Annotated in this window: 11 protein-coding genes and 1 pseudogene; 3 read left to right on the top strand and 9 right to left on the bottom strand. The window is 69.1% G+C overall.

All coding sequences use genetic code 11. From position 1 onward, the window contains the following. Positions 1-21: 21 nt before the first annotated feature. From cobA to ACSFA0_RS13835, 8 genes and pseudogenes are all read right to left on the bottom strand, one after another. On the bottom strand, positions 22-819 hold the full coding sequence (gene cobA / locus ACSFA0_RS13870; RefSeq protein ID WP_435450742.1) for a uroporphyrinogen-III C-methyltransferase: 798 nt from the start codon (positions 817-819) through the stop codon (positions 22-24). After that, entirely contained in the window at positions 816-1,721 is a 906-nt protein-coding gene (gene ybiB / locus ACSFA0_RS13865) for a DNA-binding protein YbiB (RefSeq protein WP_435450741.1), read from the bottom strand. The genes cobA and ybiB overlap by 4 nt, the downstream gene beginning before the upstream one ends. A gap of 74 nt (positions 1,722-1,795) precedes the next feature. Continuing rightward, a complete protein-coding gene (locus ACSFA0_RS13860; protein ID WP_435450740.1) occupies positions 1,796-4,648 on the bottom strand; it encodes a nitrate reductase in 2,853 nt (950 codons plus the stop codon). 11 nt (positions 4,649-4,659) lie between these two features. Continuing rightward, positions 4,660-5,883: pseudogene (locus ACSFA0_RS13855) on the bottom strand (NAD(P)/FAD-dependent oxidoreductase); the annotation flags it as partial. Positions 5,884-5,905: 22 nt separating this feature from the next. After that, positions 5,906-6,709 (bottom strand): ABC transporter ATP-binding protein, encoded by an 804-nt coding sequence (locus ACSFA0_RS13850; protein ID WP_435450739.1) that lies wholly within the window; start codon positions 6,707-6,709, stop codon positions 5,906-5,908. After that, a complete protein-coding gene (gene ntrB / locus ACSFA0_RS13845; RefSeq protein WP_435450738.1) occupies positions 6,706-7,629 on the bottom strand; it encodes a nitrate ABC transporter permease in 924 nt (307 codons plus the stop codon). Before ntrB ends, ACSFA0_RS13850 begins: the two co-directional genes overlap by 4 nt. Before the next feature lie 10 nt (positions 7,630-7,639). Then, entirely contained in the window at positions 7,640-8,884 is a 1,245-nt protein-coding gene (locus tag ACSFA0_RS13840; protein WP_435450737.1) for a CmpA/NrtA family ABC transporter substrate-binding protein, read from the bottom strand. Between the two features lie 323 nt (positions 8,885-9,207). After that, positions 9,208-10,485, bottom strand: a complete 1,278-nt coding sequence (locus ACSFA0_RS13835; RefSeq protein ID WP_435450977.1) for a nitrate- and nitrite sensing domain-containing protein — start codon at positions 10,483-10,485, stop codon at positions 9,208-9,210. An 87-nt stretch (positions 10,486-10,572) separates the two neighbouring features. On the opposite strand from ACSFA0_RS13835, the gene tsaD reads away from it, so the two are divergent. Then, positions 10,573-11,604: a tRNA (adenosine(37)-N6)-threonylcarbamoyltransferase complex transferase subunit TsaD gene (gene tsaD / locus ACSFA0_RS13830; RefSeq protein ID WP_435450736.1), complete on the top strand. Its 1,032-nt coding sequence runs from the start codon at positions 10,573-10,575 to the stop codon at positions 11,602-11,604. 22 nt (positions 11,605-11,626) lie between these two features. Here the strand turns inward: tsaD and ACSFA0_RS13825 are convergent, their stop codons facing one another. Next, positions 11,627-12,685, bottom strand: coding sequence for an AraC family transcriptional regulator (locus ACSFA0_RS13825; protein ID WP_435450735.1), 1,059 nt, complete (start codon positions 12,683-12,685; stop codon positions 11,627-11,629). A gap of 189 nt (positions 12,686-12,874) precedes the next feature. Here ACSFA0_RS13825 and ACSFA0_RS13820 point away from each other — a divergent pair, with 189 nt between their 5' ends. Both ACSFA0_RS13820 and ACSFA0_RS13815 read left to right on the top strand, forming a co-directional pair. Then, on the top strand, positions 12,875-14,038 hold the full coding sequence (locus ACSFA0_RS13820) for a methyl-accepting chemotaxis protein (protein WP_435450734.1): 1,164 nt from the start codon (positions 12,875-12,877) through the stop codon (positions 14,036-14,038). Between the two features lie 9 nt (positions 14,039-14,047). Beyond that, the gene (locus tag ACSFA0_RS13815; RefSeq protein ID WP_262076251.1) at positions 14,048-14,416 is read left to right on the top strand and encodes a response regulator; all 369 of its coding nucleotides are present in this window, start codon (positions 14,048-14,050) and stop codon (positions 14,414-14,416) included. Positions 14,417-14,426 lie beyond the last annotated feature (10 nt).

Genomic DNA, 14,426 nt, shown 5'->3' with positions numbered 1-14,426 from the left:
CGGGCGCGACGATGCCTTGGGTCAGGTCCCGAAGGCGCAATCGCCCTGCGCCACCGCCGCCAAGCCGCGGAGCACGTCGCCCACCACGATCACCGCCGGGCTGCCCAGGCCGGCATCGGCCATGTCCAGGCACAGGCGCTCGAGCGTGGTCGCCACGTGGCGTTGTTGCGGCAGGCTTGCGTGCTGCACCACCACGACCGGCGTCGAAGCAGGCAGGCCCTGCAGCAGTTCGCGCTGGATGTGCGCTGCGCCGGCCACGCCCATGTAGATCACCAGGGTGAGGCGCGCGTGGTGCACCATGCCGGCCAGGCCGCGCCAGTCGGTCGGGTCCTGGTCGGCCCCGGCGCCGGTCCTGGCGTGGCCGGTGACGAAGACGACACCCTGCGCGTGGTCGCGGTGGGTCAGCGGCACGCCCAGTGCGGTCACCGCCGCCAGGCCAGCGGTGATGCCGTTGACCACGGCGACCTCGATGCCGGCCTCGCGCAGGTGTTCGACCTCCTCGCCGCCGCGGCCGAAGATGAACGGGTCGCCGCCCTTGAGGCGCACCACCGTCTCGCCTTCGCGCACGGCGGTGATCATGAGCTTCTCGATGAAGGCCTGCGGCGTGCTCTTGCAGCCGCCGCGCTTGCCGACGTAGACGATGCGCGCGCCGGGGCGGGCGTGGCCGAGGATGGCGTCGTTCACCAGGTCGTCGACGAAGAGCACGGTGGCCGCGGCGATGGCCTTGACCGCCTTGAGCGTCAGCAGTTCCGGGTCGCCGGGGCCGGCGCCGACCAGCGTGCAGGTGCCGTTGCGACGGTCGTGGGTGAGGTCGTTCATGCGTAGGTGGCCAGTTGTCGGATGTGCGCGACCTGCGTCGCGATCGCGTCGGGCACGGGCAGCTCGCCCGCCAGTACGCGGCGCGTGTAGTGCACGGTCGATGCGATGTCGATCTCGGTGGGCAGGCCTGGCACGTCGGCGAGCGTGCCGGCCTGCTGCGCCTGCAGCTCCTGCCGCTCGCCGCGCACGTAGCCGTCGATCTGCGCGGTGCGGCGCGGGTCGGACACGACCTCGCCTTCGAGCCCGCGCGACAGCAGCGCCGTGGTGCCGGTGAGCGCGAAGGTGTCGCCCATCACCGTGGCGTAGGCCGGGTGCGTGTAGCTCGCAACCACCACGCAGGGGCCGGCGGTCGGTCGCATCAGCTTCACGACGCTGTGGCCGGGGTTGCGCAGGCCGACCACGCGGCGCACGTCGAGCAGCTTCTTGAGGGCCGGGTTCAGCAGCTCGGTCGGCGCGAAGGCCACCTCGCCATCGGCCACCGCGCGCACCGTGGCGAGCGCCGGCACGTCGAGCGCGGCCAGCACGTTCGACGCCAGCACGCGGCTCGATTCGCTGGCGCTGCCGTGCAGCAGCACCGGCAGGCCTTCTCGCGCCAGCAGCAGCGCGAGCAGCGGCGTGAGCACCGGCAGCTTGCGTGCGCCGTTGTAGCTGGGCAGCACGATCAAGGCGCGGCCGGCGGCGGGAAACAGGTTCAGCCGCGCGTGCGTGGCGTCGAGGAAGCCGGCCATCTCCTCGGGCGTCTCGCCCTTGATGCGCATGGCCAGGCAGAAGCCGCCGATCTCGAGATCGGTGACGGCACCGTCCAGCACCTGGCCGAACAGGTCGGCCGACTGTTCGCGCGTGAGCGGCCTGGCGCCGCGCGCGCCGCGGCCGATTTCCTTGATGTAGTGGCTGATTCCCATGGGTGAATGGATTGTCCCGCAAGGCTTATGCCGGAAAGGGGAGTCGCTTATGCCCGCGGACGCACCAAGGACGTTCACGACAGTGCGACCTCGGACGCGGCGGCCACGGCCGGCGTGGCGTGCAGCATGCGTTGCAGCTCGGGCAGGCAGGAGCCGCAGTTGGTGCCGCATTTCAGCGCGTCCTGCAGTGCGGACAGGCGTTCGCGGTCCGAGCCCGTGCAGCGCGGCAACTGCAGCCGGATGACGCTTTCGGTCACGCCGAAGCAGCTGCAGACGACCCTGCCGCGCGCCTGCAGGGGCACCGGTGCCGTGGCGCCCGGACGCAGCAGCTGGCGGCCGAAGGCCTGAGCGGGCAACTGGTCCTGCAGCAGCGGCTTGAGCCAGGCTTCGGCGCGCGTGTCGCCGCCCAGCAGAAAGGCCTCGAGCCTTGCTTCCTGCGGATCGCCGTCCGAGCGCACCAGGCGCGCGGCGCGGTGCTGACCTTGACGCGCGTCGGCGTAACGCAGGGTCTCCGGCGCGGCCAGGCCGAGCAGGGCCTCGATCTCGGCCAGGAGTTCAGGCGATGCGGCTTCCGTGTCGGCCGCGCGGAACAGCAGCCCGCTGCGCTCGGCCGCGCCGCCCGCCAGCGCGCCGCCGCTGCCGAAGGGCACGCAAGTGGCGAAGGCGAAGCGCGGCATCAGTGCGCGCAAGGCGGTCTGCGCCGCGAGCACCCGGTCGCCGGGCAGCCAGGCCACCGCGAGCAGCGACCAGGGCAACTCCGCCTTCGCAATCTGCACGGCCGCGTGCTTGAGTTCGGGCTGCTTTGAATCGGGGCAGAACACCGGGGTGCTCAGGGCGTTGACGCCCGCCAGCCGCTCGCCGCTGCTCGACCGGCCGCTCAGCGCCTCTTCGCCCCAGTGCATGGCGATGAAGCTCTGGCCCGGGCCGATGTCGGTGCTGCCCTGCGCCGGCAGCACGATCGCGCCGCGCTTGGATGCGACCTGCACGAGCTCGCCGTCGCGGATCTCGCGGCGCGCCATGTCCTCCGGGTGCATCTGCACGACCGGCTCAGGCGCGTGGCCGAACAGGCGGCCCAGCGTGCCGGTGCGGCTCATGCCGTGCCACTGGTCGCGCAGGCGGCCGGTGTTGAGCGAGAAGGGGTAGCGGGGTTCACGGACTTCGGCCACCGGCTGGTAGGCGACGTCGTAGAAGCGGGCGCGGCCGTCTGGCGTGGGGAACACGCCGTCTTCGTACAGGCGCGCGCGGCCGGTCGATTGACCTTCTGGCAAGGGCCATTGCTGCGGCCCTCTCGCCTCCAGCATCGCCCAGCTCAGGCCAGTGATGTCGAGGTCGCGCCCACGGGTGCTCTCGCGGTGCTCGTTCCAGATCGCCTCGGCACCAGCTTCGGTGTCGAGCGCGTAGGGGAAGAGCGGCGCGGCGCTGCGCGACGGCAGCACCGCTTCGAGACGCTGCGCGAAATCGGCGACCGCCGACCAGTCATGCCGCGTAGCGCCCGGTGCCGGCACGGCGGGGCGCACGCGCGAGATGCGGCGCTCGCTGTTGGTCACGGTGCCGATCTTCTCGCCCCAGGTCGTGGCGGGCAGCAGCAGGTCGGCGTAGGTGCAGGTCGCGGTGGTCGCAAAGGCTTCCTGCACGACGACGAACTCGCAGCGCTCCAGCGCGCGCCGAACGGTGGCCTGGTCGGGCATCGACTGGGCGGGGTTCGTGCAGGCGATCCACAGTGCGCGGATCTCGCCGTCCGCTGCGGCCTGAAACATCTCGATCGCCGTTTTGCCTTGCGTCGCAGGCACATCGGGCACCCCCCACAGCGCCGCCACTTCGGCGCGGTGCGCCGGATTGGCCAGGTCGCGGTGGGCACTCAGCAGATTCGCCATGCCGCCGACCTCGCGACCGCCCATCGCGTTGGGCTGGCCGGTGAGCGAGAAGGGCCCGGCGCCGGGCCGGCCGATCTGCGCGGTCGCCAGATGCAGGTTGATCAGCGTCGCGTTCTTCGCGGTGCCGGAGGACGACTGGTTGAGGCCCTGGCAGTACAGGCTCAGCGTCGCGGCCGACGTCGCGAAGAGGCGCGCCGTGGTCAGCAGGTCGGCCGGGTCGATGCCGCAGACCTGCGCCACGCGCTCGGGCGTGCAGTCGCGCACCGTCGTCGCCAGCGCGTCGAAGCCCGTGGTGTGCGCGGCCATGTAGCCGGGCTGGGTCCAACCTTCGCGCAGCATCAGGTGCAGCAGGCCATGGAACAGCATCACGTCGGTGCCGGGCTGGATTGCCAGGTGCAGGTCGGCGATCTCGCAGGTGTCGGTGCGGCGCGGGTCGACCACGACGATCTTCATCGCCGGGTTGGCCCGCTTCGTATCCTCGATGCGGCGGAACAGGATGGGGTGCGCCCAGGCAGTGTTGCTGCCGACGATAAACAGGCACTGCGCATCGTTGAAGTCGTCGTAGCAGGCGGGCGGCGCATCGGCGCCCAGCGTCTTCTTGTAGCCCGCGACCGCGCTGCTCATGCACAGGCGCGAGTTGGTGTCGATGTTGTTGGTGCCGATCAGGCCCTTGGCCAACTTGTTGAAGACGTAGTAGTCCTCGGTCAGCAGCTGGCCGGAGATGTAGAAGCCGACGGCGTCCGGGCCGTGGTCGCGGATCACCTGGGCGAACTTGGCGGTGGCGGTGTCGAGCGCATCGTCCCAGGTGATGGCCGCAGGCGTCGTGCCGCGTTCCGCGCGCCGCATCGGCTGCAGCAGGCGCGTCTGCATCGTGACCGCGGCCGTCGCCGTGAGGTGCAGCGTCGAGCCCTTGGTGCACAGCCGGCCGAAGTTGGCCGGATGGTCCGGGTCACCGCGCACGCCGGTGATCTGCGCGCCTGTGGATTCGATGATCACGCCGCAGCCCACGCCGCAATACGGGCAGGTGGAGCGGGTCTCGTGCGCAGTGCTCATACGACCGGAGCGCCGAACATCAGCTGGCCGCGGATGTCCCGCACGCTGCGGCCTTCACGCAGCAGCTCGAAGTACCAGCTGCCGTCGGCCGTGTCGCCGTACAGGCAGGCGCCGACCAGCTTGTCTTGCTTGATCACCAGCTTCTTGTAGACGCCGCCGGCCGGGTCGCGCAGCACGATGGCCTCGGTGCCTTCGCCGCCCATGAAGTCACCGGCACTGAAGAGGTCGATGCCGGTCACCTTCAGCTTGGTCGACGTGAGCGACCCCACGTAGCGGCCGTAGCCCATCTCGGCCAGGTGGTTGGCAGCCACGCGCGCCTGCTCGAACAGCGGCGCGACCAGGCCGTACGCGATGCCGCGGTGCGCCGCGCATTCGCCCACCGCGTAGATGCGGGCGTCGGTCACGGTCTGCAGCGTGTCGGTGACGACGATGCCGTGCTGGCAGTGGAGCCGCATCGATTCGGCCAGCGCGACGTTGGGGCGGATGCCGACCGCCATCACCACCAGGTCGGCGGGCTCCTCGTCGCCGTCCTTGAAGCGCACGGCGCGCACGCGGCCCGCGCCGTCGTCCAGCAATTCCTGCGTATGCGCGCCCAGGCGGAACTTGAGGCCGCGGTCTTCGAGCGACTCGCGCAACAGGCCGGCCGCCACCTCGTCGAGCTGGCGGTTCATCAGCCATTCGCTGACATGCACCACGGTCACGGCCATGCCGCGCAGCATCAGGCCGTTGGCTGCTTCCAGACCCAGCAGGCCGCCGCCGATGACGACCGCGTGCCGGTGCGTCTTGGCGGTGTCGATCATGGCCTGCGTGTCGGCGATGTCGCGGTAGGCGATCACGCCCTCGAGGTCCTTGCCCGGTACCGGCAGCACGAAGGGATGGGAGCCGGTGCACAGCAGCAGGCGATCGTAAGGCGCCTCGGTGCCGTCGTCGGCGCGCACGATGCGCCGCACGCGGTCGACCTCGACCACCCGGCGGCCGGCATGCACCGTGATGCCGTGTTCTTCGTACCACGACCACGGGTTCAGCACGATCTCGTCGAGGCCCTGCTCGCCCGCCAGCACCGGCGACAGCAGGATGCGGTTGTAGTTGGGGTGCGGCTCCGCGCCGAACACGGTGATGTCGTAGAGCGCCGGATCGATCTTGATCAGCTCCTCGAGCGTGCGGACGCCGGCCATCCCGTTGCCCACGAGCACCAGCTTCTGCTTCTGCTTCTTCTTCTCCACGCGCATGTCCATGGCGGTTCCCGGCGTGTGGCGCTCAGGCCGCCTTCTCGACGTGGCCTTGCCGCGTGTAGAGGAAGTCGATGACCGCCTTGCGGTAGTGCACGTAGTCGCGGTCCTCGGCCAGCTCGACCCGGTTGCGCGGGCGTGGCAGGTTCACCGGCAGCACCTCGCCGATCGTGGCCGAGGGGCCGTTGGTCATCATCACGATCTTGTCGGACAGCAGCACCGCCTCGTCCACGTCGTGCGTGACCATCACGACCGTGCTCTGCGTTTTCTGCACGATGGCGAGCAGTTCGTCCTGCAGGCGGGCGCGGGTGAGGGCGTCGAGCGCACCGAAGGGCTCGTCCATCAGCAGCACCTTGGGTTCCATCGCCAGCGCACGGGCGATGCCCACGCGCTGCTTCATGCCGCCGGAGATCTCGCCGGGCCGCTTGCCTGTGGCGGGTGTGAGGCCGACCAGCGCGAGGGCCGCGTCGGTGCGGGCCTTCAGCTGCGCCTTGCTCTCGGTCGCCGCGAAGACGCGCTCCACGCCGAGATAGATGTTCTCGTAGCAGGTGAGCCAGGGCAGCAGCGAATGGTTCTGGAAGACCACCGCGCGCTCCGGGCCGGGGCCGGCGATTTCGCGGTTGGCGCACAGCAGCGTGCCGTGCGTCGGCTTGGTGAGGCCGGCGATCAGGTTCAGCAGCGTCGACTTGCCGCAGCCCGAGTGACCGATCAGCGCGACGAACTCGCCCTTGGCGACCGTCAGGTGGATGTCGCGCAGCGCCTGGAAGCTGCCCTTGGGCGTCTTGAAGGTCTGTTCGACATCGCTGATCTCGATGAACTTGTCTTCATTCATGACTTCACCTCTTCGAACGTGAACGCGGTGGCGATCTTGATGAGCGCGAATTCGAGCACCAGGCCGACCACGCCGATAACGAAGATCGCGATGATGATGTTGGCGACGTTGAGGTTGTTCCACTCGTCCCACACCCAGAAGCCGATACCCACGCCGCCGGTGAGCATCTCGGCGGCGACGATCACCAGCCAGGCGGTGCCCACGGCCAGGCGCACGCCGGTCAGCATGTAGGGCAGCACGGCGGGGAACAGGATCTTGGTGAGGATCTTCCATTCGCTCAGGTTCAGCACCTTCGCCACGTTCATGTAGTCGCTCGGCACGCGCTGCACACCGACCGCCGTGTTGATGACCATCGGCCAGATGGAGCAGATGAAGATGGTCCAGATGGCCGCCGGATTGGCGCCCTTGAAGACCAGCAGGCCGATCGGCAGCCAGGCCAGCGGCGACACTGGACGCAGCAGGCTGATGAGCGGGTTGAACATGCGCGAGAGGAACTCGAAGCGCCCGATGGCGAAGCCCGCCGGGATGCCCACCAGCGCCGCCAGGCCGAAGCCCAGTGCCACGCGCTGCAGCGACGACAGCACGTTCCAGCCCACGCCCTGGTCGTTCGGCCCCTTGCTGTAGAACGGATCGGCGAACACCGTCAGCGCCTGCTTGCCCGTGACCAGCGGCGAGGGGAAGCCGGTGGTGCTGTTCATCGCGATCAGCTCCCAGACCAGCAGCAGCAGACCGAAGCCGGCCAGCGGCGGCAGCACGCGCATCCAGAAGGCGCGCAGGTCGATCGGCTTGCGCGGCGCGGCCTGCACCGGCGCAAGCGCCGCAACGGCGGCAGCCTTGGCAGGCGTCGCGGCCGATGCGGTGGCCGGTGTGGAGAGAGGCACATTGGCCTCCAGCGGAGAATGAAAAACGGCGCTCACCATGGTGTTCTCCTCAGGCCTTGACCTTGAACGAATCGGCGTACTTGGCGGGGTCCTTGCCGTCCCACACCATGCCGTCCATCAGCTTGCTGGTGCGCATCGGTGACGCGGGCACAGGTGTCTTGGTGGCCGTCGCGGCCTGCTTGTAGATGTCGATGCGGTTGATTTCGGTCGCGACCTTGAGGTAGTCCGGGTGCGCCTTCAGCAGCCCCCAGCGCTTGTGCTGCGTGAGGAACCACATGCCATCCGACAGGTACGGGAAGTTGACCGCGCCGTCGTTGTAGAACTTCATGAAGTTCGGGTCGTCCCAGCTTTTGCCCATGCCGTTGACATAGCGGCCCAGGATGCGCTGGTTGATGGCGTCCACGCTGGTGTTGACGTAGCTCTTGTCGGCGATCGTCTCGGCCATCTTGTTCTTGTTCTGCAGGCCGGTGTCGATCCATTTGCCGGCTTCCAGAATCGCGGCGGTCACGGCACGCGCGGTGTTCGGGTACTTCTTGACGAAGTCGGCCGTGGTGCCGAGCACTTTCTCGGGGTGGTCCTTCCAGATGTCCTGCGTGGTGATGGCGGTCACCCCGATGCCGTCCATGATGGCGCGCTGGCCCCAGGGCTCGCCCACGCAGTAGCCGTCCATGTTGCCGATGCGCATGTTCGCCACCATCTGGGGCGGCGGCACCACGATGTTCTTCACGTCCTTGAACGGGTCGATGCCGGCCGAGGCGAGCCAGTAGTACAGCCACATCGCGTGCGTGCCGGTCGGGAAGGTCTGCGCGAAGGTGTACTCGCCCTTTTCCTTGGCGATCAGCTTGGCGAGCGAGGCCGCGTCGACCGCACCCTTGTCGGCCAGCTTCTTCGACAGCGTGATCGCCTGGCCGTTGTTGTTCAGGGTCATGAGCACGGCCATGTCCTTCTTGGTGCTGCCCACGCCGAGGTGCACGCCGTAGACCAGGCCGTACAGCACGTGGGCCATGTCGAGGTCGCCGTTGACCAGCTTGTCGCGCACACCGGCCCAGCTGGCTTCCTTGCTGGGCACGATCTTCACGCCGTACTTCTTGTCGATGCCCAGCACCGAGGCCATCACCACGCTGGCGCAGTCGGTCAGCGGGATGAAGCCGATCTTGACCTCCTCCTTCTCGGGCTTGTCGGAGCCCTGGGCGTAGGCAAGGGCGCGCAGCGCAGGGTCGATGCCGGCAGCACCGACAGCAGCCACCTGCAGCACGCGGCGGCGACTCAACTTCGTTTTCAGCAGATCGGTCATGGGGCGAACTCCGGAAGAAAAGGACAAAGCGAAAGACAAAAACAAAAAAGGCGTCCGCATCGCGTCGAAGCTGCTGATGAGCGAGCTTCGACGGATACGGACGCCTTTGTCCGGTTCGGTGGGCGACACCCTGCGTTGGATGCCACCTGCCTGCAGACCTACGTCGGTCTATGCAGCTTCACATGCAAGCGTTGTGCCAGCAGGGTGAAAGGTCGTCGCGCTATTGAAGTTGTAGCGGCCAGATGAGGAACGGCCAGGGGAGAACGACGGTTCGATCGTCCTTCAGGGTGCGGCACGCTTGTTGTGCAACGCACCAATCGCGCTCAGGGTTTCCCGTCCACGGGCAGGTATTCCGCCATCGAGAGCACTGATTCGGCCACGTCGATCAACCGCCGGTTCTGGTTCATCGCGGTCTGGCGCAGCATCTTGTGCGCCTCGGCCTCGCTCAGACGGCGGTGCGCCATCAGCAGGCCCTTGGCGCGCTCGACCAGCTTGCGCTCGTTGAGCGACGCACGCACGGTGTCGAGTTCGTCGCCCATGGCCTGCAGCCGTTGCGCCTGGTCCTGCACCAGGTCGAGGATGGATCGCTCCAACTGGCGCCCGTAGGCTGGCGCGCCGCTCGCCGCCGGGGCCACGGGCGGGGCATCGGGCTGGTCGAAGAAGGCCGACGACGCCGTCGCCGGTTGGTGCGCCATCTGCGCGAGCAGCGTCTCGTGGTTCGCCAGCTCGCCCCGGGCATGGCCGATCTTGGCGACGCACAGATGGTGCAGGTCCGCGGCCAGACGTTCCTCGACGGTCTGCATGGCGTCGATGCGGCGCGTGCAGCAGTCGAACCACACCGGGCTCAGGTTGGGGTCGAGCGCCACGCCGGTGGGCGCGGCGCAGGCGATGCGGCGCAGGCGCTCCAGCTCGGCGGTCTGGGCCGGCGGCAGGTGGGCCAGCCACTGCGCCTCCGGTTCGGGGCCGGAGAACTCCGAGAAGACCTGGAAGCAGCGCTCCTGCGATTCGATCAGGTGCAGCCATTGCTGCTGCCGTGCCGACTCGTTGCGGCCGGACGCGAAGGCGGCGGCGCCGCAGGCACGCTCCTGCCCGGCGAGTTCCTTGCCCTGCATGAAATTGAACATCGCCACCAGCAGCCGCGAAATCTCGGGGTCGGAGGCGCCGTCGGCGGCCTCGAACACCACCGCGAGCAGGCCGGCGATCACCTTGACGAAGGCGGCGGTTGCTTCCGTGGCTGGCATCTGCAGCGCGCCCACGCGCTGGCGCAGGGCCGGCAGGGCGTCCAGGCCCGGCACCACCCACGCGATGCGGCTGAACAGCCGGGCGCTGTTGCCCAGGCGGCGCGGGTCGGCTTCGAGCGCGTCGAAGCATTCGCGCACCGCCTGCTCGAGGCTGGTGCATTCGGCGATCTGCGCGCTCCGCTCGGCGGCGAAGCGCTGGCCACCGGAGGCCAACAGCACATTGGAGATGCCGCGTTCGCGCTGCAGTGCGTGCACCAGCCGGCCGATGGTGCCGACCAGCGCGCTGGTTCGCGACAGCTGATCGAGTTCGTCGATCTCGCTGCGCAGGGCGGCGATCAGGAAGCTCAGTCCGGATTTCATCGTGTCGTGGGCGTTCCGAAGGGCAGGGTGAAGGGGCATGCAGCAACATCCATGCCCCGAAAGCGGGCGCATCCTACACTCGCGGCCATGCTCGTATTGGGAATCGAATCGTCGTGCGACGAAACCGGCGTGGCGCTGGTCGAATGGGAGGGCGCGGCCGTGCCGCGTCTGGCCTCGCACGCACTGCACAGCCAGATCGCCATGCACCAGGCCTACGGGGGTGTGGTGCCCGAACTGGCCAGCCGCGACCACATCCGCCGCGTGCTGCCGTTGACGCAGACCGTGTTCGACGAGGCCGGCAAGCGGCTGGCCGATGTCGACGTCGTCGCGTACACCCGCGGGCCCGGCCTCGCGGGTGCGCTGCTGGTGGGGGCGGGCGTGGCCTGCGCGCTGGGCGCGGCGCTGGGCAAGCCGGTGCTGGGCGTGCACCACCTCGAAGGTCACCTGCTGTCGCCTTTCCTCAGTGAAGACCCGCCGGAATTTCCGTTCGTGGCGCTGCTCGTGTCGGGCGGCCACACCCAGCTGATGCGGGTCGACGGCGTGGGCCGCTACGAGATCCTGGGCGAGACCATCGACGACGCCGCGGGCGAGGCCTTCGACAAGTCCGCCAAGCTGATGGGCCTGCCATACCCCGGCGGGCCGTGGCTGGCCAAGCTGGCGGAGCAGGGCGACCCGGCAGCCTTCAAGCTGCCACGCCCGCTGCTGCACAGCGGCGACCTCGACTTCTCTTTCGCGGGACTCAAGACCGCCGTGCTCACCCAGGCCAAGAAGCTCGGCGACCAGCTCGAAGCGCGCAAGGCCGACTTGGCGGCGTCCACGCAGGCGGCCATCGTCGAAGTGCTGTTGAAGAAGAGCCTGTCGGCGCTGGCCGAAACCGGGCTGAAGCGCCTGGTGGTGGCCGGCGGCGTCGGCGCCAACCGGATGCTGCGCCAGCAGCTCGACGCCGCCTGCGCACAGCGCGGCGTGCGCGTGCACTACCCGGAGCTGCACCTGTGCACCGACAACGGCGCCATGATCGCCATGGCCGCCGCGATGCGCCTGCAGGCCGGTCTGCAGGAAGCGACCGAGGCCTACGCCTTCGACGTCAAGCCGCGCTGGCCGCTGGACAGTCTGGTCTGAATGCGGCCCACATGGCGGCGGCCTACTCCGACCGCTGCGCTGTCTTGCGCAGGCTGGACGGCCCGGAGCCCGTCCACCGGTTGACGGCCCGCCGCAGGCTGCGCGCGCTGGTGTAGCCCGAGCGCGTCGCCACCTGGGTCATCGACGCATCGGACTGCGTCACCAGGTTCAGCGTGCGGATGCGTCGGTCGTCGGTGATCAGCGCGCGGAAGCTCAGCCCCTCGTCGCACAGCCGGCGTCGCAACGAGCGTTCGCTCATGTTGAGCGCGCGCGCCACCTGGGCCAACGGGGGCGGCGCGCCCTGGTGCCGACGGATGATCTGGGCCACGGCCGCACCGATCTCGAGCACGGGCCGGGCCGACCGGGTGGCTTGCAGGCCCTCCTGCATCGCACGGGCCACCGAGGGCTCCGCGCAGGGCAGGGGCTGCGCGTCGTGGGCGAAGACCAGCCGGTCGGTCGGCTGCCCGAACAGCGGCAACCGACCGAAGGCCTGTTCATAGACGGCCGTGCCGGCTGATGGCGGCAAGGCCAGTTCGACGCCCAGCGGGCGGCATTCGGGGCCGACGATCTGCCGGGCGAGCGAGGCCAGCGCGGCCAGCGTGTAGCCGGCCAGGAAGCGCTGCAGGTCGGGGTCGTGAAACAGCGGTTGCGCGACGACAGCGAAGTGCTTCGCGGTCGACTCGCTGTGCAGCGAGAGCAGGCTGCCGGCCGGCTGCGGGAAGGCGATCAGGAAATCGAACATCCGGTGCGAGTTCTCGCTTGCCATCATCCCCAGGCCGACCTTGCCCAGCGACACGACCTTCAGCGCCTCCCCGATCTCCAGGCCCAGGTGCGGGCTCGGCAGCAGCACCAGCGCGCGCCGGATCGCTTCGGCGCATTGCCGATAGGACACCCGCAACAACGGCGAGTCGAGGTCGGCCAGATCGAAGCCCAGGCCGCGCACCAGGGCCGACGCGTCCTTCGCATGCGCACGGGCGTGGGCGACCAGCAGCCGCAGCACCACGGGCACGAGGTCGGCGCGGTGCTCGGCCTCGGCGCTCGCGGTGTGCAGTGGAAGAGGCTCGGGGTGGGGCTGCGCCATGCCACCGATGCTAGTGAGAGGTGGCCAAGCCGATTGACCGATGTTGGCCGGATAAGTCCCTTATTTCGTCACTCGTGCCCTCTCGTGTAGGAGGAATCCCACCGAAATAGAAGGGTGACTGTCGCCTGCACCTGCGGCGTCCGTGGCTGTTGCCCGGATCCCTGTGTGGCGGCCTTCCAGGAATCCAACATGAAATTGAACCTGAAGCTGAATCGGAAGAACGTGCAGTTTCTCGTCGCCCCTGCCATGGGCGTCCTCGGTGGTGCGGCCTGTCTGGCGTTGTCGACGGCGAGCGTCACCGGTGCGGCCTGCGCGGTGGCGCTGGTGGGGGGGGGCGCCGCGGCGGGCCGGTTCGCCATGAAGGCGCAGCAGTCGAACGACGAGGCGCTGCGCGCCTACTTCACGGGTCACCGCACCTTCAGTGCCGACGTGGCACCGGTCTGGTCGGGTCAGATCGAGGCCTCGCGCAGCCAGATGGAAGACGCCATCGCCGCGTTGAGCGAACGCTTCGCGGGCATCGTGCAGAAGCTGGGGCAGATGCTGTCGACCTCGGGCAGCGGCGGGGGCACGTCGGATGCGTCCGCGGCGGCCCTCTATGCGGACAGCCAGGAACAGCTCCAGGCCGTCGTCGCCTCGCTGCGCGACGCCATGCACAGCAAGGCCCAGATGCTCGACAAGGTGCAGGGGCTGCAGAGTTTCGTCGGCGAGCTCCGCGAGATGGCCGACGGCGTGTCGCGGCTGGCGCAGCAGACCAACCTGCTGGCCATCAACGCGGCCATCGAGGCGGCGCATGCGGGCGAGAGCGGCCGCGGCTTCTCGCAGGTGGCGCAGGAGGTGCGCGCGCTGTCGCGGGCGTCCGGCGAGACCGGCCGGCTCATCGCCAGCAAGACCGGCGCGATCCGCGCTGCGATCGACGAGGTGCGCAGCGTGGCCGAGGTCACGCGCTCGCAGGAACAGCAGGTCGTCTCGGTGTCCGAGACGCGCATCCGCGACGTGCTCGCGCAGTTCCAGGGCCTGACGGGTTCGCTCGCCGATTCGGCGGCCTTCCTGCGCGACGAGAGCGCCGGCATCCAGGCCGAGGTCAACGACGCGCTGGTACAGCTCCAGTTCCAGGACCGCGTGAGCCAGGTGCTCGCGCATGTGCGCGACAACATCACACGCATGCCGACCGTCGTGCAGGACCACTGCGACGCCTGCGAGCGCGACGGCGACCTGCAGCCGCTGGAGGCGGCGGGCCTGCTCCAGGAACTCGAGGCCACCTATGCGATGGCCAGCGAGCGTGACATCCATCAAGGCCCCGGCGGTGCCAAGGCATCGGCCCCGGCTCCGCAGACCGAGATCACTTTCTTCTAGAGGATTCCCATGGCAAAGACCATCCTGATCGTCGACGACTCCGCTTCGGTGCGCCAGGTCGTCGGTATTGCGCTGAAGGGCGCGGGGTACGACGTCATCGAGGGCCGCGATGGCCAGGATGCGCTGACCAAGCTCACCGGCCAGAAGGTGCACCTGATCGTCAGCGACGTGAACATGCCCAACATGGACGGCATCACGTTCGTGAAGAACGTCAAGGCCATGCCGGCGTACCGGTTCACGCCGGTGATCATGCTCACCACCGAAAGCCAGGAAGCCAAGAAGCGCGAAGGCCAGGCCGCGGGCGCCAAGGCCTGGGTGGTCAAGCCTTTCCAGCCGGCGATGCTGCTGGCGGCGGTCGAGAAGCTGGTGCTGCCATGAGCGCCGCCCG

The sequence above is a fragment of the Variovorax restrictus genome, assembly GCF_051216715.1.
Classification (GTDB): domain Bacteria; phylum Pseudomonadota; class Gammaproteobacteria; order Burkholderiales; family Burkholderiaceae_C; genus Variovorax.
The sequence above is the reverse complement of the archived record's forward strand: the minus strand, read 5'-3'. Positions and strand labels throughout refer to the sequence as shown.

What these genes read in the sequence shown, in the direction of transcription:
- ybiB (WP_435450741.1), bottom strand. Translation starts at nt 1,721, where the DNA reads ATGGGAATCAGCCACTACATCAAGGAAATCGGCCGCGGCGCGCGCGGC.
- tsaD (WP_435450736.1), top strand. Translation starts at nt 10,573, where the DNA reads ATGCTCGTATTGGGAATCGAATCGTCGTGCGACGAAACCGGCGTGGCG.
- ACSFA0_RS13835 (WP_435450977.1), bottom strand. Translation starts at nt 10,485, where the DNA reads ATGAAATCCGGACTGAGCTTCCTGATCGCCGCCCTGCGCAGCGAGATC.
- ACSFA0_RS13820 (WP_435450734.1), top strand. Translation starts at nt 12,875, where the DNA reads ATGAAATTGAACCTGAAGCTGAATCGGAAGAACGTGCAGTTTCTCGTC.
- ACSFA0_RS13825 (WP_435450735.1), bottom strand. Translation starts at nt 12,685, where the DNA reads ATGGCGCAGCCCCACCCCGAGCCTCTTCCACTGCACACCGCGAGCGCC.
- ACSFA0_RS13815 (WP_262076251.1), top strand. Translation starts at nt 14,048, where the DNA reads ATGGCAAAGACCATCCTGATCGTCGACGACTCCGCTTCGGTGCGCCAG.
- cobA (WP_435450742.1), bottom strand. Translation starts at nt 819, where the DNA reads ATGAACGACCTCACCCACGACCGTCGCAACGGCACCTGCACGCTGGTC.
- ntrB (WP_435450738.1), bottom strand. Translation starts at nt 7,629, where the DNA reads ATGGTGAGCGCCGTTTTTCATTCTCCGCTGGAGGCCAATGTGCCTCTC.
- ACSFA0_RS13840 (WP_435450737.1), bottom strand. Translation starts at nt 8,884, where the DNA reads ATGACCGATCTGCTGAAAACGAAGTTGAGTCGCCGCCGCGTGCTGCAG.
- ACSFA0_RS13860 (WP_435450740.1), bottom strand. Translation starts at nt 4,648, where the DNA reads ATGAGCACTGCGCACGAGACCCGCTCCACCTGCCCGTATTGCGGCGTG.
- ACSFA0_RS13850 (WP_435450739.1), bottom strand. Translation starts at nt 6,709, where the DNA reads ATGAATGAAGACAAGTTCATCGAGATCAGCGATGTCGAACAGACCTTC.